This window comes from Herpetosiphon giganteus (assembly GCF_016907925.1).
Classification (GTDB): domain Bacteria; phylum Chloroflexota; class Chloroflexia; order Chloroflexales; family Herpetosiphonaceae; genus Herpetosiphon; species Herpetosiphon giganteus.
Genome location: NZ_JAFBCZ010000024.1, coordinates 57,106 through 78,206 on the forward strand (window position 1 = coordinate 57,106; position 21,101 = coordinate 78,206).

A 21,101-nucleotide genomic window follows, 5' to 3' on the forward strand; every position below is an offset into this window, starting at 1 on the left:
GAAGGGACGGAGCATGCACGAGCAAATTCGAGTTGTTTTAGTTGATGATCATGTTGTAGTACGGGTCGGATTGCGGGCCTTCTTGGATACGCAACCAGATATTGAGATTGTAGGCGAGGCTGCTTCTGGCGAAGAAGGCGTTCAGGTTGTTAGCCAAGTGTTGCCCGACGTGGTGTTGATGGATTTGCTGATGCCTGGCATCGACGGCGTGGAAGCAACCCGCCAAGTGCGCGGAGCCTCACCATCGACCCAAGTAATTGTGCTCACATCGTATAGCGAAGATGAGCGGATTTTTCCGGCAATCAAGGCGGGAGCGCTCTCATATTTGCTCAAAGATGTTGGGCCTGATGCCTTGGTGGCGGCCATTCGCGCGGCGCGGCGTGGTGAAGCGACCTTGCACCCCATGGTTGCCTCGCGCTTGATGACCGAACTTACCAGCTCGCGGCGCTCGCCGTTGGATACGCTAACCGAACGCGAACGCGAAGTGTTGACCTGTATTGCTCGTGGCATGAGCAATGCTGAAATTGCCGATCATTTGGTCATTGGCGAGCGTACGGTTAAAACTCACGTCAGCAATATTTTATCCAAGTTACATTTGCAAGATCGCACTCAAGCGGCAATCATGGCCTTACGTGAGCGCCTTGTGCCGCTTGATGATGAACAAAATAAATAATAACTGCAACATTGAACCCAATGTTAACGTTATACTAACATCGCAGCCTATAGAGGAGCATTCTATGAGTGGAATCGCAATTACCGCTGAAGGATTGACGAAAGTCTATAAAAATGTCCCAGCAGTGAATAATTTAAGTTTACATATTCCAGAAGGTACGATTTACGGTTTCTTAGGCCCAAACGGTGCGGGTAAAACCACCACTATCCGTATGTTATTGGGGCTAATCCGACCAACAGCTGGGAAGGCAGCAATTTTTGGCCATGATATTTTACATGCGCGCAAAAACATTGCACCATATGTTGGGGCAATTGTCGAATCGCCAGCATTTTATACATTTATGTCGGGCTTAGAAAATTTACGTCTTTTAGCCCGTTCTGGTGGTCATGATTTACCGCAAGCCCGCTTTGATGAATTACTTGAATTTGTGGGTTTGCGTGGCCGTGAAAAAGATAAAGTTAAAACCTATTCGTTGGGGATGAAGCAACGGCTTGGCGTGGCAGCAACCCTGCTCAACGACCCCAAATTGGTGTTTCTCGATGAGCCAACCAACGGGCTTGACCCTGCTGGGACGGTCGAAATGCGGAATTTGATTTTGCGCATGGGCCAAGAAGGCCGCACCGTCTTCCTTTCGAGCCACTTGTTGTTTGAAGTGGAACAAGTTTGCTCGAATGTGGCAATTATTCAAAAAGGCGTAACAATCAAACAAGGACGGGTGCGCGATTTGCTGGCTGCTGAAGGCGGCCCAGGCTATGCAATCGAGGCTGCACCATTTGACAAGGCCATGGCCATTTTGAAAGAAATTCCCGAATTAAAAGCCACCAGCTTTGACCAACACTGGATTAATATCAACGCCGAACCGCAGGATGTGCCACAAGTAATGCGCAAATTGGTGCAAGCTGATGTTGATGTGTTCCAAGTGGTGGTGCGCCAACGCTCGCTCGAATCGTTGTTCTTGGAAATTACCGGTAACGGTGGCGCAGCTGCGCCACAACCGTTGGCTGAAGTTGTGGTAGGGGGTCGCTAATAATGTGGAATTTATTTCGTGCTGAATGGACCAAAACCTATAAACGCCCAGCCAATATTGGCTTGTTTATCGTTACCTTAGGTATTATTTTGCTCGGTTTTGTGGGTGCTGTTGGGATCGCACTCTATCAAGGCACAAATAGCGAATTTGGCCAAAATATCAAACAACTAACCATGTTTCCCACTAGCTTGGAATTACCATTAATCGTACTCAGCCAACTTGGCTCGATTTTAGCGATTGTCTTTATGAGCAACAGCATTGGCGCTGAATATACCAATGATACGTGGAAAGTGCTGCTCCCACGGCGCGCACGGCGCAGTGATTTTATTATTATCAAAATTGTGATCTGTTTATTATTTATGACGCTTTTGATCGTCATGTCGCTGATTTTTGGGGCGTTGGTAGCAATGCTTGGAAGTTTAGTGATTGGTGGCGATATTAGCAATATGGATCTATTTTCAGCTTCAGGACTCTTCAAATCGCTGGTACCAATCTTTTTGCAATTGATCGTGTTCTCATCAATTACCTTGTTGGTAACGATGATCAGCCGTTCGACGATTATGGGGATTGTGTTTGGGATTGTGGGAAACACAATTTTTGGAGTTGCAATCAACTTTTCCGAGCTGGTGGCCAAAATTCTTCCCAATGCCCACATTGCGAATCTTGAGGCCAATTGGCTCTATGAAGGTGAGCAAAAAACCATGACGCTCGGCATGCTTGAAGGGTTATTTGGCACTCAAGTATCGTTGACAACCAGCCTCATGGTGGTGTTGGCTTATATCTTTGGCTCGATTATTTTTGGAATCTTGCTGTTTCAACGACGGGATATGGCTGGGCAATAGCTTGTAGCTCTCAAGAGGGTTTGGGCCGTGGTCTTCATTGACCACGGTCTTTTTTTAGCGCAAGGCCAAGAGGTCAAACAAGACTGCCGAGGCGGTTACTTCAACGCCTGCACCAGGCCCGCGTACCACGAGCGGTCGTTCTTGGTAGCGCTTGGTCGTCCACGCCACCAGATTATCAGGGCCTTTGAGCGAACCAAGCGGGCTATTGTTGGCAACTGCTTGCAAGCCAACCCGCGCACCAGCGGGCGAAATCGAAGCAACGTAGCGCAAAGTTTGGCCTTGGGCCACAGCATCAGCCTGACGTTGGGCATAGCCAGCATCAAGTTGCTCAAGCTGGGACATAAATTCAGCAATGCTTAAATCGGCAAACTCAGCAGGATACAATGGTTCAATCGCAATCTCGCTCAAGTTCCATTGATAACCCAAAGTTCGCGCCAAAATCAAGGCTTTGCGGGCAACATCAACCCCGCCCAAGTCGTCGCGCGGGTCTGGTTCCGTCCAGCCCAAGGCTTTGGCTTCACGCACTGCGGCGGAATAGGGCTGGCCTTGCTCAATCGATGAGAGCAAAAAGCCCAAAGTGCCACTCAAACAGCCTTCGATCCGTTGCACCTGATCGCCAGTATCGCGCAGCAAATTGGTGGTGACGACAATTGGTAATCCTGCGCCAACAGTGGCTTCGTAGCGGGTGCGGTGCTCGCCAACCAAGGCTTGAAACAGATTCAAATCATCGCACAATGGTTTTTTGTTGGCCAAGGCCAAACGCTGGCCACTGGCAACTAATTCGACCAATTGGCCGGCGTTGGCTTCGGCGGTGGTATCGGCCACCAAACAGCCAGCAGGCAAGGCAGCTCGCCAATCGCCGCTGGTGCCTTCTGGCAAGCTAGCTAAAGTTGCACCTTGGGCTTTGGCCGCAGCAACCGCCAACCAGCGTTCGTTGCTCAACGGCCCAACCACATAGCCAGAACGATCGGCCACCAAGGCCAGCGTAAAATGAGGCAATGCTTGGGCTAGCACCGCCCGCCCGACTCCACCAAAGCCATAAATTGCTAAATTGTGCATTGTTAGCGTCCTTATCTGATGTGTCGGGCTGTATTGTACGGGCTAGCCAACTATTTAGGCAACATTTTGGATCAAGCTTGACGCAAATTTGCTCGTTATTCGGCTTTACGCTGCTTTTTGAGCAATTTACGCACTTTTTCTTCTTCGGCAATCACTGCTTCAACTGCTTTGGCATCAAGTTTGCCTGCATCAACCAAGGCATAGGCTCCCGAACGATCGAGCACCAACACATTGTCGTCGTCAAACTCGAACGGCATATCGGCAACCAGCATTTCAACCACAGCCTTGAGAATCGCAATCCGTGCCCAGCGTTTATCGTTGGCGGCAATCACCTGCCATGGCGCGATTTCGCTGGAGGTGCGGGCCAGCATTTCATCAGTGGCAATTGCATATTCTGGCCATTTTTCGCGGTTGCGCCAATCTTCTTCGGTTAATTTCCAAGTTTTAAGCGGATCTTGTTCGCGGTCGCGAAAGCGTTTTTCTTGCTCCTCGCTAGAAATATGCAGGAAAAATTTTAAAATCGAGGTTCTATCGTTATGTAAAATTCGTTCAAAATCGTTGATTTCGCCATAGGCTTGGCTCCACTCGCGCATCGTCGCAAAGCCCTCAACCCGCTCGACCAGCACGCGGCCATACCACGAACGGTCAAACAGCACCATCTGGCCATCGCGGGGCATGCGGTTCCAGAAGCGCCAAAGATAGTTGTGGGCGCGTTCTTCTGGTGTGGGCGCAGCAATTGGATGCACCACAAAACCGCGTGGATCGAGCGCTTCGGTCAGGCGTTTGATTGCGCCGCCTTTGCCACTGGCATCCCAGCCTTCAAAGACCAATACCATGCGATGGCCAATTTGGGTTACGGCGCGTTGCAAGCGCAACATTTTAAATTGTAATTCTTCAAGCTGGCGCTCGTAGGATTTTTTGCCCAAATGTAGCGATAAATCAACTTGGTCAAGCATTGACATGATAGGCTCCTTTAAATGCAAAACGCCCCGCAATCACGGAGCGTTAGCACGAATGCTTAGACAAATTCGCGCAAGCGCGCTGAAATTTCCTCAATCCGTTGGCGATTGATTGAATAATATTTTGCGCCTTTATCGCGCCGCACATTCAGCACACCAGAGGTTTCCATCAGCTTCAAATGGCGTGAAACTGCTGATTGATGAATATCGAGCAAATTGACAATTTCTTGGGCATATAATTCACGGCCATGTAACAAGGTCATAATTTGCAGGCGGGTTTTATCGGCCAAGGCTGCCAATGGCTGATAGAGGCTTTGAGTGCGCTCAGTTTGCTCGTCGCCTTCGGCAGGTGTGGTGCTGCTATTATAAAACACAGTAAGTAATGAATTATTAAACAGAAACGACAAATATGGCCCGATATATTGTGATGGAACAAAACGCACGGTGCTAATGGTGCTAAGTCGTTCATGAATGTGGTCTGGCAAACGGCGGCCAGTTACACCAGCAAATAAATCGCGGAAGTTAACACTATATTGATGAGTACGATGATAATGAGCATTGCGTTCACGGCGAGCTTGTTGCAATTCATATTGCTCGCGATAAATTCGATCCCAGAAGCGCTGAATTGTTGAAACCAATAAGTCGCGCCATTCGGTTGGCTGTTGCAACAATTCGATTAATTCTTCGGTATCGACTGGAAATTGCATTTTAGCCAATAATTCTTCTAATTGCTCTTGATCAGCAATAATTTCTGCTGGCGTGTGCAATAATTCAATATCTGCGTTGGCGGCGGTGCGTTGCACAATTTTATGCACAATCGCTGCACATTCTTGCGCCGAAAGCGCTTTGAGATCATCGATCAAGCCATTAAAATCGTCGTGGCCAGCAGCACCTGGGGCTAAAAGTTGGCCAGCCACCGTTTCAACCACAACATAGGGATACACACCCAAGCGCATTGCCAGCTGAATATCGTGGCGTAAGCGTGGTGGCACACTCGCAGCAGCTTCAACCAGCCAAGCATCTAAGCCCTCAAAATCGTGAACAATTCCAATCAGACCCATTGTCGAAAGCAGATCCAACCCAAGTGATGGGACAAAATCAACTTTAAATGCCGGTTGAGCGCGAACGAGTTCAGTCATAGCCATCGACTCCTACTTTTAAGATGCGTTCCCACCATTTGGGGTGATAGAGCTAGCGGATCAATCCCTGCACGAGGGACAATACGCCCCCGCATTCGACAACGCTCTGAAGGATGGGTTATGCAGGCTTGTACATTTTAGCATATTCTGGCTCACTTCGGCTAACAGTGGCCAAAGCTTAACTAAACGCTGATATTTTTGGGGAAGAATTATCATATGTTCCTCACCCCCAGCCCTAGGATTGACCCAAATCATGGCAAAATTCACCCCTCGTTCGGGGGACTGAAGCGGGGTTTGGATACGGCAGACCCAAAATCTGGATTAATGCGATTCGATTTAGCGCAATGCTGCTTGCATGCCAGCGGCCAGCGTTTGATAGATTGCGATTTGGCCAAAATCGATATTGGCAGCCACAATTTCTTCAGCAATCGCCGGATTGGCCCCTGTTAGCAACAAGCGTGTACCCAATAATTGCACGGCCTGAGCAGTTTGGCCAAGCGCGATTGCTGCCTGTTGATCGAGCTGCGAAACGCCCGTCAGATCGAGGATGACGCTACGGGCGCGATGGGTTTCAATACCTTGCAAAATTGTGGTTTGCAAGCGCTCAGCCCGCGTCAGATCAATTTGGCCAATTAACGGCAGCGCCAAAACCTCGCGGGAAACCGGAATTAATGGCAAGGCTTGTTCGGCCAAGGTTTGCTTTTGCAGTTCGAGCAAAGCGGCTTGGGTTTGTAATTGGCTGTGTTGATTATCGAGCATTTCTGCTTGCAAGGTGCTGCGCTTGGCTTCGGCGGCCAATTGTTCGCGCTGCGCCACGGCCAACGAATCCAGCGCTTGGTTGACAGTTTTGGCCAAGAGACCTAATTCATCGGGGCTAGCAAAATTAATGTGTTGCTGATTGGGCTGGCTGGGATCGATCTGGCGTAAATCGCCAACAATTGAGGTCAATGGGTGGAAAATAAAGCGCCGCAAAGCCCAAAACAGGCTGAGCAAGCCCAAACAACCAGCAATCCCCACCACGCTGGCAATCAGCCAAAAGGTGCGTTGGCCTTGAATGTAAATCGTGCGCGGCAAAGCCAAGGTTGCTACTAACAGCGGCTGATTGTCAATCGAAGGAAAGACCACAAAGCCTTCGAGCGTATTCTCGTTGAAGGCCCGCGAAACTAAGCGCTGATCGTTGGCTAAATCGCTCACCACATGCTGACGGTTGGGCGTTAAAAAGCGATAATCGCTTAATTGCACTGGTAAGAGCGTTTGATAATTAATCCGATCAACCACTTGTTGATCAACCAACCGCCCATAAATTAATGTGCCACGAGCTGGGCCTTGACCTTCGTTGGTGATAATTGGGCGCGCTGCCAACAGCCAGAGTTTTGTGCCAGCCCGCACGACGCTGGTTTTGCCTTGATCAAGACGGGGATGTTGGAGCAGTTGCGGGTAAAAATTATTAATATCAAAAAACTCAAACGGCACGGCAACAGGTTTGGCTTGCTTGGGATCGTAGGTTTTGGCAAAAACGATCGTGCCTTGTTGATCGGTGTAGAGGATTGCTTGAATGTTATACAGTTCAAAAACATCGTCATTGGTGTTTTCGGCGATGTACGTTGGCGTGCGTTGATTGATAAAATTATACGATTCGTCCCATGTTGCCATCGACAAAACAAGGGCATCGATTTGGGTTAGTTCAGCGTTAATTGCTCGTCGAACCCGTTCGAGGTGGTTTTGCATTTCTTGTTGTTCAGCGAAGAGGCTCGAACTATTGACAATATAGCGCAGCGGAATTAACAAAATCAGCACCACAAGCAGCATAATGGCTAATAAGGCAAGGCTAATTTTGCCACGTACACTTTTATGCACATACTGTTGATAGGCTGATTTCATCGTTGAATGTCCTTAATAGTAGCATTGGTTATGATGCAACCTGAAACGAAAAAGCTGTGCTCCACAAGAGATTAAGCTTGATCAAACCAACTATCCAACTGCTTAAAGCCACCGTTGTGGTGAGCAATATCACCCGAAAGTAACTATTTACAGCTAGGACTTTATGGTATACAACAAGATCAGAGTATCAATCACTGGGAGCGCGTTTCTTGAATGCGCTTGATTGATGGTAGGAGCAAGCTATGCACATTTTAATTGTCGATGACGACCAAGACAACCGCACCATCCTCACAACCCGCTTGCAACGACGGGGTTTTAAGATTAGCACCGCGAAAACGGGCATTGAAGGCTTGATGTTGGCTTTGCAATTAAAGCCTGATTTGATTTTGATGGATATGTCGATGCCCGAACTGCATGGATGGGGAGCGACCGCCCAACTCAAAGCCTCGCCCCAAACCCGCTCGATTCCAGTTATTGCAATCACTGCCTACAACTTAGCTGGTGATCGTCAACGCTGCTTGGCGGTTGGCTGCGATGCCTATGTTGAAAAACCGATTGATTTTGCCTATTTGCTCTCAACGATTCAGCTTGTAGCCGAACGGCATAAGCTTGCCTTTGAGATCAAGCTTGGTGGATAAAGCGCTATCGATCAACGCAACGTATACCAAATAGGCAGGAAAAAAATTAGCGCCGAGCCAATCCTCGCTTTGTGTACCGCAGATTATACACCGTTCTAGCCTCGTTTTTGCTTCGCTCTTCTAGCTTCACATGCATAATTTGTTTTTCTTGCTAGCTCCCACCTTAGCGAGCAAGCGGCGCTTTGATTGCCGCTTGCTCGCATTTGGGAACCCCGTTGATGAACCGAGCGTTATTTGCCAGTCCAAGGCAAATAGACTTTGTATTGGGTTGGAATCGCAGTATTGGTTGCGGTTGGAACCAAGGTCGCGGTTGGCGTGTGGGTTGGTGTTTGGGTCGCGGTGCTGGTTGGGGTATTGGTTGGCGTTGGCGAACCAGGTGTCACCGTTACCGTCACCGTAATGGTCGGCGTGGCTGTTTGGGTTGCGGTTGCGGTTGGTTCACCAGGCGTAACCGTTAGCGTCACCGTGATCGTTGGCGTTGTCGTTTGGGTCGCGGTTGCGGTTGGTTCATCGGTCGCCGTTGGCGCGACGGTTGCAGTGGTAGTTGGTTCATCGGTCGCCGTTGGCGCGACGGTTGCAGTGGTAGTTGGTTCATCGGTTGCCGTTGGTGCGACGGTTGCAGTGGTAGTTGGTTCATCGGTCGCCGTTGGCGCGACGGTTGCAGTGGTAGTTGGTTCATCGGTCGCCGTTGGCGCAATGGTTGCAGTCGCAGTTGGTTCATCGGTTGCCGTTGGCGCGACGGTTGCAGTGGTAGTTGGTTCATCGGTCGCCGTTGGACTTGGCGTGACCGTATTGGTCGCCGTTGGTGCGACGGTTGCGGTATTGGTCGCCGTTGGTGCGACGGTTGCGGTATTGGTTGGCGTTTCGGTCGCGGTCGCGGTTGGTTCATCGGTTGCGGTTGGCGCGACAGTTGCGGTATTGGTTGGCGTTTCGGTTGCGGTACTTGTCGGGATTGCAGTTGGATTTGAGGCTACAACCGTGTAGCTATAATCATCGGGATCATCGTTAAAGCCACGCACATGTTGCCCAAGCGGGTTCACATATTGGCCATTTGTTTGCTTCATATAGGCCGTTGAGCCGCCATCTTGCACAATCACCCGATAGAAAACGGTTGTGCCCACTGCTTGCGCGGGAATGCTGGCCAGCCATAAGTCGTAGCTATGGCTTGCTTGGTTGCGAAAACTTGCAGTCAACGATTTGCTGCGGGTCATCGGAATGGTGGTTGAAGTAGTGCCATCCCAATAGCGCAGGCTGGCGTTTTGCACATCGAGGGCATCGGTTAATGCAGAAATCGTTACCGCAGTCGTTTCGTTGATTGTGCCCGTGGCGCTATGCAAGAAGCTATAGCTTTCGCCGGGCACAAGCTCGGTTTGGGGATTTGCGCTGGTTGCACTGTGATAGAGATAATCCCACAAAATATTATTATCGCCACCAAGCACTGGAGTGCTGGTTGGAGCCGGAGTTTCTGTCGCCGTAGCCGTATTGGTTGGGGTGTTGGTTGCAGTATTCGTTGGCGTGTTGGTCGCTGTGTTGGTTGGGGTGTTGGTTGCAGTATTCGTTGGCGTGTTGGTCGCTGTATTGGTTGGGGTGTTGGTTGCTGCTGAGCAACTCAGGGTTGGGCTGGCACTGTTGCGTGGGTTTGGCGCAACTGCCGTAAATTCAGTTGCATTATTATCAGCATCAACACATGGATTGGTGCGAATGACGCTGGTTGTGTTGCTTGGGGCAGGTGCGGGGCTGCTACCTTCAAAGTAATTCGCAGTGGTACCAAAACCAACTAAATCGACAATCTGTGATTGCTGCTCGGAAGTACATGCCGTAGAGCCGCCGTTACAAGCTAAACCAGTTGTAGTATTTGCGACAATAACTTTCCCAGCTGTACCAGACATATTAATGTTGTTTGCTGAAACATCAGCAGTCGGGAGCGCAGCACCAACCGCACCTCCGCTAGCCAGTCGTGCTAAAAAGTATTGACCTGGCTGAAGTGAGAAATTTGGTAATATCGCAATATTCCCACTAAAAAGTCCACTAGAATTTGCTGAGGTATATTGAATCGACCAGCCATTCAAGGAAACAGCTGCTGAACCTCGATTGAATAACTCAACAAAATCATGGGTATAAGTGGCACCACTATTACCACCACCGCCATAAACCTGGCTAATGACTACGCCATTTGAGACGGCGAAGGTTGGCCGTGCACCAGCCTGCGGCAGCATCCACGCCATCAAGCCGACCAAGAAAACACTTAACAACGAGCCAATTCGGGCACGATCCACAGTCAATAACGACCGCAACGAGCGCAATTGCATACCAATACTCCTCAGCAAGAAACACATGTGGCGAGAACAGAAGGGTCACAAGCGATCTTGCCACGCAGCCTAGCTATACGTCAATGCTATTTAGTCCTATCCATGGCCTAGTTCTGGGTGCAATTGGAGTGACGTTTTAGTTGGTGAAATTGCTTCGGTGGCGCTGCTGGAGAGGGATACAGGGGAGTTGTGGCTCCCCTGCTATTTCATGCTTAATTTGGAGTGAACGGGCCAATTAAAAGCCTAAGGCACAGCCATCGGCGCGCATATCGCTGCCGCCCATTAATGAGCCATTTGGTAAGCGCCAGATAATTTGGCCACGCCCAAACATGCCGCCTTCAGCATGAATTTCGACCTCGTGGCCCAGCGCGCGCAGGCCTTCGGCAATAAACTGAGGCACGCCATATTCAAGAAACACTTTGCGCCCAGCGCCAACTTGCCAGCGTGGAGCATCAAGACTGGCTTGCGGGTTAAGCTGCCAATCAACCCGATTGAGAATCATTTGGGCATGGCCTTGGGGTTGCATCGCGCCGCCCATCACCCCAAACGGCCCAACCGCCTCGCCATCACGGGTCAAAAACGAGGGAATAATTGTGTGGAATGGGCGTTTATTGGGCGCTAAAACATTGGGATGCTGGGGATCAAGCGAAAAATTAGCGCCCCGATTTTGCAAGGCAATTCCGGTTTCGGGCACAACCACGCCGGAACCAAAGCCCATGTAGTTGGATTGAATGAAGCTGACCATCATGCCATCGCCATCGACCGCACACAGATAGACCGTGCCACCTTTTGGCAATTCGCCATGCTGTGGCTCGATCGCATAATCGCCAATCAGGCTGCGGCGACTGGCGGCGTAACGTTTGGAAAGCAAGGCTTTGGTTGGAACCTCAACATGCTCGGGGTCGGCAATGTAGCGGTGGGCATCAGCAAAAGCTAATTTCATGGCCTCGATTTGCAAATGATACGATTGAATCGTGTCACGGGCATTATGGCTCAGATCAAAGCCTTCGAGAATATTTAAGGCCATCAGCGCCGCCAAACCTTGGCCATTCGGCGGAATCTCCCAGACTTGGTAGCCGCGATAGCTGGTGCTAATTGGCTCGACCCATGTGCTGGTGTGGTGGGCTAAATCGGCGGCGCTGATAAAACCACCAGTTTTCTGCGCCCACTCGACAATCTGTGTTGCCAATTCACCTTGATAAAAATCATCGGCTCCGGTTTGAGCAATGCGGCGCAAAGTGCGGGCTTGACGACGCGAACGCCACATATCGCCAGTGCTCGGCGCACGACCCCGATACGAGAAGGTGTTGAGCCAAGCGCTGGTTGCTGGGTCGGTCATGGCTTCGTAGCGGCGCAAAGCAAGATTCCAATAGTGCGCAACGATCGGTGTAACCGCAAAACCATCTTCAGCAGCGCTAATCGCTGGCATCAATACTTCTTCAAAATCCAAGCGGCCAAAGCGTTGATGCAGGTCGCGCCATGCTCGCGGCGCACCGGGCACAGTCACGCTGGGCCATCCATAGGCTGGCATTGTTTCATAGCCTGCTTGGAGCATTGTTTCAAGGCTGATGGCTTGGGGCGCACGCCCAGAACCATTCAGCCCATGCAAGCTGCGACCATCCCACACCAAGGCAAAGGCATCGCTCCCAATCCCGTTCGAGGTTGGTTCGACGACAGTGAGCATTGCGGCGGCAGCAATTGCTGCATCAACTGCGTTGCCACCCCGTTCCAGCATCGATAAGCCTGCCAAAACCGCCTGTGGTTGACTGGTCGCCACCATCGAGCGCCGCGCAATCGCTGGCAAGCGCCGTGAGCTATAGGGTAAGTCAATCAACTTCATTGGGATGTTGCCCTCAGCTACTAAATCGGTACGTTCCCTCACCCTTCCTTGCAAGGTTCGGTTTTTAACAATTGGTTTGTTCTCCACCCTTCCGTCCCGCCAGCGGGAAACGCAGGGGGCTTTAATCCCCCTGCACCCCCTCAAGGACAGTGATTGGCTGTCACACATCAACCGATCAACCTGCAAATTCGTGGTGCACAGCAGAAACCAACCCTTGAAAGACCATCTGCCGCAACAAGTAGTTTTGCTGCCACGTTAAGCACATCCAGCGCCAAGTTAGTATTTGGTACTTAAATCAAATTTTGAAAACGACGAACCATTGATAGCGACTATAGCAGAATCTTGGCCAATCCAAAAGCCTATTCCAGCCGAATCCAATCGACTCGCAAGCCCAAATCGCGCCCATCGGGATTGGTTGGCTCCAGATCGTGCGGCACGAAGGTGCTACTGCTGCGCAATTCTAGTTCTAATGGTATGTTGCGCAAACTATTTGGCAAAGCAATTTCATGCACCGTCCAGCTGGAATCGATGGCAAGTTCAGCTAACAATTGTCCATTCGCCCACAAACTTAAGCGCGGGGCGGCAAGGCTAACTGGACGTTGGCTGGCAATCCGCAAGCGCAGCAAGCTGGCATCAGCTGGGGCGTGCAGCCAAACCGTAGCCTGTTCGCCAAACCAACGGCTATCTTCCTCGGCAGCATACCAATTGGCAATCAAGCCCAAATCGAGGCCAGAACCCAAATCGAGCGTGTTGGTGATGGGCAGAAACTGCATGCGTTGGCGTGACCACGCTTGCAAATCCTCGGTCGAACTGGTTTCATAGGCCAATTCGTTGTGGGCTGCGGCCAAATCGCCTTGTTGGCGCAAATAATCGCCCATCAATAAATGGGCATAAGCATGGGCTGGCAACGCAGCAATTGCAGCCCGCAACTGTTGCTCGCCAGTAGCAGGCTGATCGCTGATAAAGGCGATTCGCGCCAACAACACGCGCGCCAAGGCCGATTCGGGATCAAAGCGCAAGGCATTGCTGGCTGCGGCTTGCGCCTCAAACACTGCCACGCCCGAGCTTGCTTGTTGGTTCATGGTTGCTGGCAAGCCGTTGGCAGCGGCTAAATAGCGCTCGGCCTGCCATAAATACCAATGTTTTTGGCCTAAACGCCAAGCTTCTTGGGGATAATTGGCATAGCTCAAGCTCAAGGCTAGCACGCTTACGCCCGTTGCCAACGCCAACCACTGCCGCGGCTGCGGCCAAGCCCAACGCAATTGGCGCAGTTGCCACGCCGCTGCGGGCAAGAGCACGGGCAGCAAAGGCAAACGATAGCGATATTCAACATGAAACAAACATGAGGTAAACACGGTGTAGCCAACCCACACCAGCAGCAGCAATTTAAGCCATCGCTCACAGGGCAACGACCACAAGCCAGCCAAACCCAAGCCAATCAGCAACAGCCACCAGCCATCGCCAAAAATCAAGCGCAGCCAAACTTCGCTGGCTGGTTGCCAAATCGCACGCCGCGTCAGCAAATCGTCGCTATGCTCCAAGCCCCAGCTATGCCAAAACTCGCGGCCAAACTTAGCCAAAAACCAATCAGGATGCTCGGTAATTGCCGCAATGCCTTGCTGCGAGGCCAATTGGCTGCGTTCGATGCGGGCATCACCCAGCGCATACAATTCGGCTTTAACCAGATCACGGCCCCGCGGATCGTTATCCAGCCAGAGATTTTCCTGGCCAGTCGTATCGATCAAAATGAAGCCGCCATAACTCAGCGCATTGCGAATTGTCCACGGCGCGATGGTCAATACGGTTGCCGCCAGCAAACCAAGCATCTGCCGCCAGCGCTGTGGGTTATCGCTGCGCCAGAGCAACAATAGACCTAATGGCAGCAAAGGCAATGCTACCGAGCGAATTAAGCTGACGACTGCAATCGCTACGCCAGCAGCAATCGCCCAACGCAGTTGCGGGCGACGCAAACTCAAAGTAATTAACCCAAATACCAGCATCAAACCTGCCAGGGTCACCGTTTCGCTGAGTAATTCGGTGGCGTTCAAGGCCAAGGTAAACGAGCAGGCCGTCAAGCCGGCAGCAATCAAGCCCAGATCGTTACGCCGCAACAACAGCCGCGTCCACCACCAAACCAAAGGAATTGTGGCGGTGCTGATCAGCGCATTGATCAGCCGCAAGCCCTGCAAATCGCCATCAACGAGCCAAACCAGCGCCGCCAAACCGAAAGGAAACAACGGCGGGCGCATAAATTGCAAATCGTAATAGGGCTTGCCTTGGGCTAAAGCAATCGCCAAATCCAAATATTCGCGTTCATCGCCGCCAAGTGGCCGAAATTCATGCCAATGCCAAGCGGCGAGCCGCAGCCCCAAACCCAAGCCCATCAGGCCAAAAAGAATCGCAACGGTGAGCCAAGAACGCCGCAAACGCATAATCATTCCATCAATAGCCATGCATCAGAGCGATGCATCACGCGGTATTATACCGAGGGTCAGTGGTTAATTGGTAGCACTCAAGGAAATAACAATGGCTTGGATTCCCCGACGTTCACAATCTGCCGAATTGCTCGACGATTTGACTGAGCATCCAGAGTTGGCGGCCAATTTAGCTGAGATGGCGTGGCTCTATCGTTTGAGCGGCGGCTATCGCTTGGGCTGGCAGTTGATTAAACCATTGCTCCAAGCCCAAAATACCATGCTCGATCTTGGGGCTGGCAACGGCCAAATTGGGCGCTGGCTGCAAACAGCGAGCCAGCAACAAGGCCAATCACTCCATACAATCAGCCTTGATCTCAACCAAACAATCGTGAGCAGCAACCAACAAGCCGTGGTTGGTGCAGGCCAAACCTTGCCCTTTGCCGATCGCAGCCTCGACATCGTTTTTTGTGCGCAAATGCTGCATCATTGCACCAGCGCTGAAATAATTGCGCTGTTGCAGGAGGCGCAACGTGTCGCGCGGCGCGGCATTGTGCTTGTCGATTTGCAACGGAGTTGGTTGGGTTATTGGGGGGCGCGGCTCGCTGGATTAGGCCCGTTGACCAGCCTTGGCAAGCATGATGGCCCGCTATCAGTGCTGCGAGCGTGGCGCGGCAACGAAATTCAAGCAATTTTGCACGAGGCAGGCATTCAGCAGTATCAAATCAAACAAACGCCGATTTATTGGGGCTTAGCGATTGAACCAGCTGTTTAGGCCAAAAGCTACGCAGCCAAGCATTGCCCCGCTCCAAAGCCATGCCCCAAGTTTGGCTTGTTGATAGCGGCGCAACCAAGCGGTCAAACCAAGCAGCAGCAGCCATAAAGCGAGCAAAATAGCACCAAAACCCCAAGCCGAGCCAAGCCAAGCCCCAGTTAATTGTGCTTGAATTAACCACGCTGGCAAGGCCAAATGGCCCAATCGGCGTGAACCCAAGGCCCAAGCCAAAGCTCCTTGCGTTGGCGCGGTTTCCCAGGCTCCAAGTTGTAGATAGGGCAGCAAGCCAGCCAACCAGAGTGCTAATCCCAACCAGCCCAGCCAGCCTGCATCCAAAATCAAAAGATCGTTGGGCAATAAGCCGCCATGCAAACTGGCGATGATCCAGCCAACCAAGCCCAGCAGCGGCCAGCCAGTAATCAAGCCAACCAACCAACGGGCCGCCCGCACGCCAGCCTGCGCACCGTTACGCCAATCTTGGCCAATCGCCCAGAGCAACGGCAGATCAAGCAACAGCCAATAACTCACAAGATCAAGCGTGGCCCGCAATTCACTTGATTCGGCAAACGGCCACAGGCTCAGCGCCAACAAGGGCAATGGCAACAAAAGCCAAGCAAAGGGATGTTCAGCGCCAACTGAATTGGTGCGCGGAGTCAGCCAACGCCAAACCAGCCAGCCCAAGCCAACCGCAATCAGTCCACTCAAGGCGCCAGGATAGAGCAAAAGTCGCTCCCACTGACCAGCAACCCCCAAACGCCATGCTTCGCTACTCATCGCGCGGTTGGCTCCCCCATGGCAAGCCACGCTTCACCAATTGCCACATCGTTTGTTCACGCAACGGTTCTTGGTCGGCGTTGGTTGGCTGGCCGCGCCAACGATTGGCCAAATAACTCAGCGCAATGCCCACCACGAGTAAGCCAGCAAGCACCAGCGAAGGCAAGGTTGCCACCACTTGCGAGCCAGGATTGCGCGTTGCCAAGCCTGTCCACGGCGCAATATCCAGCCTGCCAAAAACGGTCAAACCTGCGCCAAGCTCGCGCCAAACCGGCTTCAACAGCAGTTCGAGCACGAAAGGCAAGCTCAAGCCAACCCCAAGTTGCAATGCCATCAAAGGCCATTGCCAGCGCGAAATTTGCGGCGGCAAGCGAAAACTGCTCAAACTAAGCAGCATGAGCACAATCCAACAGACCCAACTGAGCAAGGCCAAGCCGCCAGCCAAACTTGCAGCCGCCGTCAACCACAGCGCCATCGCCAGCGGAACCAAACTGGCCAAATTGCTATGGCGTTGGAATAAGGGATGCGCCAAACAGGCAGCCAGCGCCAAGGCCCAAGCAGCAGCAATGCCTGCTTCGCTGGCAAACAAACTATTTGCCAGCACCAAACACCACAAAACTTGCGCAACTAATGCTCGCCGTTGATCGAGCGCTTGGGCTGGCAGCAATTGCCAAGCAAACCAAAGCGCCGAGCCAGCCCCAATCAAGGCTGCAACCGCTGTCCAAGCCCAATCTAAGGGCACAAGGCTATATAAACGCAATAAACTGCCAAGCTGCACCAAGGCCAACGTGCTAGCGGGCGGCGTTGGCGTTGCGGGCCAAGGCCAGCAGCCAAACGCACAAGCGGCTCCAGCAATTACCAACCCAATATGGATTGAATTGAGATTAACTGCTACACCAGCTGCTTGCCACGCCCAACTATCAGCCTGCAAGCCCAATAAACCAAGCCCAAGCCCTGATAAAACACCACTCAAACGTTGGCCCCACGTTTGGCCAAGCAACCCGCCAACCAAGCCTAAAGCCAACGCCGAAAGCCCCACATGCGGGCTAACAACGCTTGCAACGCCAATCAGCCAAGCAACGCCAACCAGCCAGCGCTTGGGCGCAACCAAGCCATCGGCCAGCAGGGCCAAGCCAAATAAGGGCAAGAGCGCAATCAATAAACTCATGGCTGCATCATTTCTGCAATTGGCTGCGGCTGCAAACCTGCTTGTTGCAAGCGTTCAATAATTAATGGCAAGGCGGCGGCAGTTTCAGCGCTGTTGCAATCAAGCGCAATCAACTCCCCGCGATAGCTGGCTGCTTGCTGAGGGTCAGCTAAGCTTTCAGCCAATTCCGCAGCGTCGCGTTCTTGAGCATTATCAAACAATAAATAGCCGTTTTGAGCAGCCAGTTCGGCCAATTCTGGGCTGCTTGCTTGGCCCCAAATCCGCAGATACGGGCGAATTGAAGCATCCATGCCGAGCTGCTTGGTCAAGCTGGTTTCGGTGCGCAGTAAGGCTTGGCTCAATGCCTCAGGCTCAAGTTGCGCCAACGCTACGCCATTGGCCAATTCATGGCCCGCTGTGGCCAGCTGTTGCACGCCTTGTGGATTTTGCTCAATCCAGTTGTGGTCAATAAAAAAAGTGATGCTGATTGCACTGCTCGCGAGAGTCGTCACAATTGGCTCAATTAACCCAGCCTTTGCGTCTAAATCGCAGCTAAGGCCAACCCAATTTTGGCTAGTAAGGCCACGGCGAATCAGCGCAGGAGTTGAGGACAAGCGATTAACCTGATCGCTCTCCAAACGCGGCACGATTAAAAGTTGGCCTGCGCCAATTGGGCGATTCAGCCGATTGTAGCGGCTGATAAATAGCGGAAAACTCGCGCCACGTTCGGCAATCGATTCTAAGCTATCGCCAGCTTCAACCTGATAGACCGTGTACGATTGCCAGGTCAGTGCCAAGGCCATCGGGGTCGCAGTTAATGCAATTGGTGTTGGCGCAAGTGCGGTTGCGCTCGCGCTGGTTGCGGTTGCAATCTCAGGGCGCGTTGTTGGCGGATTAGGCGCTGTGGAAGCACAACCAACCAAGCAACACAAACCCAATACGAAGCCAATAACGCGCACAAAACCTCACTATGGAATAATCAAAACATCGCCTGGCTGAAGCTGATCAGCTTGTTGGGGAGTTAAATCGTTAGCCTCAAGCAATTCAGCAATTGTCACATCAAAAGCCTCAGCAATCGAGCGCAAAGTATCACCATCTTCAACGGTGTAGGTACGTTGTTCAGCAGTTGGTTCGCTGGTTGCCTCAGCTGTAGCAGTTGGTTCGCTGGTTGCTTCAGTGGTTGCAGTTGGCTCGCTGGTTGGCGTAGCACTCGGGCGGGTTGTCGCGGTTGGCGCTGGGCGAGTTGCGGTGGCAGCTACAGTTGGCAACACTTGGGTTGGCTGGGCGGTTGCTTCAACCTCAGGCGGCAGATCGAGATCAATCCCTTGCTGCTGAATAATCACCAAACTGCCAAGCTGAACGCTGGCTTGATGTTGGCTCACCAGCCAAATTGCGGCAAAGGCAGCTAGCCCAAACAGCACCCCAGCAATCGAATAGAAGGGCAAGGCGCTTAGGCGCGTGCGCAGAAAACGCAGCAGAATCGCAGTTAAAATGGGGCTTAGTAAGACAAAAAAGAGGGCTAAAGCAATACTTGTTGACACAGTACAGTCTCCTACAGACACGCCCCAAGTATAGCATATTGAAGAGCATAGAAAGAGCAAAGAACATAGAACATAGAGCATAGAAGCTTTTTTAACCACGAAGCACACGAAGGGCTATTGGCTCTAGGCTATTGGCTCTAGGCTTTCGGGAATTCTTAACTTACCACAACATGTTCCGATAGCCCATAGCCTGAATTCTGATCCCTCATCCTTCTGACTTCTGACTTCTGACTTCATACTTCATCCTTTCTTAATTCGTGACTTCATCCCTCATCCTTCATCCTTTCGTTTTCTGCGCCTCAGCGTTAAATAATGTTACTTTTTAGTTAGCCACAAATTGAAACAGATTTTTAGGATTGGGCTTTTGCCTTTTGCCTTTTGCTTTCATCCCTCATGCTTCTGACTTTTGACTTTTGCCTTCTGACTTTTCACCCGGCCACGCGCTGAGGGCCAAATCGACAACTGCAATGAGATCGTTGGTGTTTGCGCCATCAATTGCTTGCACCGACATGCCTTGCACAATCGCTGTATAAAAATTGGCCAAGGCCAGTGCATCGATCGTTGTTGGCAATTCGCCGCTAGTTTTTGCTTCATTCAAGCGCTCGACAAACGCGAGCAACATTTGCTGGCGAATGCGGGCAACTTCTTGGGCGATTGGCTGATTTTCGGTTGCACATTGCAGCGCCGCCGTAGCCACCATACAGCCAGCTGGCGTGTGCGGATCGGTAAAGTTTTCGGCAGCAGCATACAAATACGAGCGCAACATGGCATAGGCACTGGATTGCTCCAATGCCGCTTCCATCCGTCGCCGCTCGCTGCGCAGCAGAAAAAACTGAATCACCTCGCGATACAGATCTTCTTTCGAGCCAAACGCTGCATACAACGTCGGTGGCGTAAAACCCATCGCCGTCGTCAAATCGGCAATCGAAGTGCCTTCGTAGCCATGCCGCCAAAATAATTCCATCGCCGCCTCTAGGGCTGCTTGCCGATCAAAGGTGCGCGGTCGGCCTCGCGGTCGGGTTACTTGCATAATTATCTATCGATCACTAGAAAAATTTGACAATCACGAACAGATCCAGTAGATTTATTTTATAGCGTTCTATAAAATAAATCAATGGAGGCGTGGATGGCCACCCAATCGTTACCCAAAACGGCCTTGATTACGGGAGCAAATTCGGGAATCGGGCTTGAACTGACTAAACGGCTGCTCAACGAGGGCTGGGCAGTCGTTGGCCTCATGCGTTCACAGTTTCCCACGAACGAGCCAATTCTTCAAGCGGCCCAAACTACTGGCAAGCTACGCAGTTATCAGGCGGAGCTTAGCGATTTTGGTCAATTACGCACGGCATTACAAACAATTAAACAGCACGAAACCAGTATCGACCTGTTATTCAACAATGCTGGTGGAACGACAGAACGCTTGCTTTTCTCGCCGCAGGGGCGCGAATTAAGCTTCGAATTACAAAGCGTCGTGCCCTATATCATCGCCATGGAACTGAAAGCATTGCTCTTACGAGGCCAGCACAAAACAATCATCAACACCTCATCGAATGCCTTGTTAACGATCAAACAATTTCAGCTTGATCAGCTGGAAAAGCCCCAAAGTTTTAAGAAGCTTTTTGGGCCATATGCTAGCTCCAAACTTGCACTGTCGCTCTGGAGCCAAGCGCTCGCGCCCCAACTTGCACAAGAAGGCATTACCGTTTTGAGTGTTTGTCCTGGGGCCAATCGTGGCTCGCTCAAAACCAATGCAGGCTTGCCTTGGTGGCTCCGCCCAATCCACGGCTTGCTGTTTAAACACCCAAGTACGGGCGCTGAGCAGTTGTATCGCGCCGCCTTCAACCAGCAAGCATTTGCCAGTGGCAGTTTTATCAACAAAGGCCGCAATACAACCCTTCCAGCCGCCCAACAAGCCCAGGCTGTTTTGGCCAAAGTGCATACAATTTATCAACAGGCGTTTGTAAGTTAGGGGTCGGGTGTCGGGGATCAGGGGCCAGTTTCTAACCACAAAGGATGCGAAGAGCACAAAGAGTAAGCGATCAAGATTTTGAATCATCATAAAGATTCTAGATCCTGATCACTT

General features: G+C 51.5%; 18 protein-coding genes. 6 read left to right on the plus strand and 12 right to left on the minus strand.

The window, feature by feature from the left end; genetic code table 11:
• Nucleotides 1-13 precede the first annotated feature (13 nt).
• From JOD20_RS19225 to JOD20_RS19235, 3 genes are all read left to right on the plus strand, one after another.
• The gene (locus JOD20_RS19225; protein WP_204756826.1) at nucleotides 14-673 is read left to right on the plus strand and encodes a response regulator; all 660 of its coding nucleotides are present in this window, start codon (nucleotides 14-16) and stop codon (nucleotides 671-673) included.
• 64 nt (nucleotides 674-737) lie between these two features.
• Nucleotides 738-1,700 (plus strand): ABC transporter ATP-binding protein, encoded by a 963-nt coding sequence (locus JOD20_RS19230; RefSeq protein WP_204756827.1) that lies wholly within the window; start codon nucleotides 738-740, stop codon nucleotides 1,698-1,700.
• A gap of 2 nt (nucleotides 1,701-1,702) precedes the next feature.
• Nucleotides 1,703-2,542: an ABC transporter permease gene (locus tag JOD20_RS19235; RefSeq protein ID WP_204756828.1), complete on the plus strand. Its 840-nt coding sequence runs from the start codon at nucleotides 1,703-1,705 to the stop codon at nucleotides 2,540-2,542.
• A gap of 54 nt (nucleotides 2,543-2,596) precedes the next feature.
• Here the strand turns inward: JOD20_RS19235 and JOD20_RS19240 are convergent, their stop codons facing one another.
• The 4 genes from JOD20_RS19240 to JOD20_RS19255 all read right to left on the minus strand — a co-directional run bounded on the left by JOD20_RS19240 (nucleotide 2,597) and on the right by JOD20_RS19255 (nucleotide 7,580).
• Nucleotides 2,597-3,601, minus strand: coding sequence for a homoserine dehydrogenase family protein (locus JOD20_RS19240; RefSeq protein WP_204756829.1), 1,005 nt, complete (start codon nucleotides 3,599-3,601; stop codon nucleotides 2,597-2,599).
• A 95-nt stretch (nucleotides 3,602-3,696) separates the two neighbouring features.
• The gene (locus JOD20_RS19245) at nucleotides 3,697-4,563 is read right to left on the minus strand and encodes a polyphosphate kinase 2 family protein (protein WP_204756830.1); all 867 of its coding nucleotides are present in this window, start codon (nucleotides 4,561-4,563) and stop codon (nucleotides 3,697-3,699) included.
• A gap of 56 nt (nucleotides 4,564-4,619) precedes the next feature.
• Nucleotides 4,620-5,699, minus strand: a complete 1,080-nt coding sequence (locus tag JOD20_RS19250; RefSeq protein ID WP_204756831.1) for an ArsR/SmtB family transcription factor — start codon at nucleotides 5,697-5,699, stop codon at nucleotides 4,620-4,622.
• 336 nt (nucleotides 5,700-6,035) lie between these two features.
• Nucleotides 6,036-7,580, minus strand: a complete 1,545-nt coding sequence (locus JOD20_RS19255) for a CHASE4 domain-containing protein (protein WP_204756832.1) — start codon at nucleotides 7,578-7,580, stop codon at nucleotides 6,036-6,038.
• A 242-nt stretch (nucleotides 7,581-7,822) separates the two neighbouring features.
• On the opposite strand from JOD20_RS19255, the gene JOD20_RS19260 reads away from it, so the two are divergent.
• The gene (locus JOD20_RS19260) at nucleotides 7,823-8,218 is read left to right on the plus strand and encodes a response regulator (RefSeq protein ID WP_204756833.1); all 396 of its coding nucleotides are present in this window, start codon (nucleotides 7,823-7,825) and stop codon (nucleotides 8,216-8,218) included.
• 230 nt (nucleotides 8,219-8,448) lie between these two features.
• Here the strand turns inward: JOD20_RS19260 and JOD20_RS26755 are convergent, their stop codons facing one another.
• The 3 genes from JOD20_RS26755 to JOD20_RS19275 form a co-directional block, all read right to left on the minus strand.
• Nucleotides 8,449-10,527, minus strand: coding sequence for a lamin tail domain-containing protein (locus tag JOD20_RS26755; protein ID WP_204756834.1), 2,079 nt, complete (start codon nucleotides 10,525-10,527; stop codon nucleotides 8,449-8,451).
• Between the two features lie 235 nt (nucleotides 10,528-10,762).
• On the minus strand, nucleotides 10,763-12,367 hold the full coding sequence (locus JOD20_RS19270; protein WP_204756835.1) for a gamma-glutamyltransferase family protein: 1,605 nt from the start codon (nucleotides 12,365-12,367) through the stop codon (nucleotides 10,763-10,765).
• A gap of 359 nt (nucleotides 12,368-12,726) precedes the next feature.
• Entirely contained in the window at nucleotides 12,727-14,799 is a 2,073-nt protein-coding gene (locus tag JOD20_RS19275; protein WP_204756836.1) for a glycosyltransferase family 39 protein, read from the minus strand.
• A 94-nt stretch (nucleotides 14,800-14,893) separates the two neighbouring features.
• On the opposite strand from JOD20_RS19275, the gene JOD20_RS19280 reads away from it, so the two are divergent.
• Nucleotides 14,894-15,556 carry a methyltransferase domain-containing protein gene (locus JOD20_RS19280; protein WP_204756837.1) on the plus strand — a complete coding sequence of 221 codons (663 nt, stop codon included), beginning with the start codon at nucleotides 14,894-14,896 and terminating at the stop codon, nucleotides 15,554-15,556.
• Here JOD20_RS19280 and JOD20_RS19285 read toward each other — a convergent pair.
• The 5 genes from JOD20_RS19285 to JOD20_RS19305 all read right to left on the minus strand — a co-directional run bounded on the left by JOD20_RS19285 (nucleotide 15,533) and on the right by JOD20_RS19305 (nucleotide 20,048).
• A complete protein-coding gene (locus JOD20_RS19285; protein WP_204756838.1) occupies nucleotides 15,533-16,330 on the minus strand; it encodes a hypothetical protein in 798 nt (265 codons plus the stop codon). The two genes, JOD20_RS19280 and JOD20_RS19285, sit on opposite strands and share 24 nt — an antisense overlap.
• Nucleotides 16,323-17,498 carry a hypothetical protein gene (locus JOD20_RS19290; protein ID WP_204756839.1) on the minus strand — a complete coding sequence of 392 codons (1,176 nt, stop codon included), beginning with the start codon at nucleotides 17,496-17,498 and terminating at the stop codon, nucleotides 16,323-16,325. Before JOD20_RS19290 ends, JOD20_RS19285 begins: the two co-directional genes overlap by 8 nt.
• Nucleotides 17,495-18,436 carry a polysaccharide deacetylase family protein gene (locus JOD20_RS19295; protein ID WP_204756840.1) on the minus strand — a complete coding sequence of 314 codons (942 nt, stop codon included), beginning with the start codon at nucleotides 18,434-18,436 and terminating at the stop codon, nucleotides 17,495-17,497. Before JOD20_RS19295 ends, JOD20_RS19290 begins: the two co-directional genes overlap by 4 nt.
• A gap of 9 nt (nucleotides 18,437-18,445) precedes the next feature.
• Nucleotides 18,446-19,018, minus strand: coding sequence for a LysM peptidoglycan-binding domain-containing protein (locus tag JOD20_RS19300; RefSeq protein ID WP_054536071.1), 573 nt, complete (start codon nucleotides 19,016-19,018; stop codon nucleotides 18,446-18,448).
• A gap of 391 nt (nucleotides 19,019-19,409) precedes the next feature.
• Nucleotides 19,410-20,048, minus strand: a complete 639-nt coding sequence (locus JOD20_RS19305; RefSeq protein WP_204756841.1) for a TetR/AcrR family transcriptional regulator — start codon at nucleotides 20,046-20,048, stop codon at nucleotides 19,410-19,412.
• Nucleotides 20,049-20,144: 96 nt separating this feature from the next.
• Here JOD20_RS19305 and JOD20_RS19310 point away from each other — a divergent pair, with 96 nt between their 5' ends.
• Nucleotides 20,145-20,987, plus strand: a complete 843-nt coding sequence (locus JOD20_RS19310; RefSeq protein ID WP_204756842.1) for an SDR family NAD(P)-dependent oxidoreductase — start codon at nucleotides 20,145-20,147, stop codon at nucleotides 20,985-20,987.
• Nucleotides 20,988-21,101 lie beyond the last annotated feature (114 nt).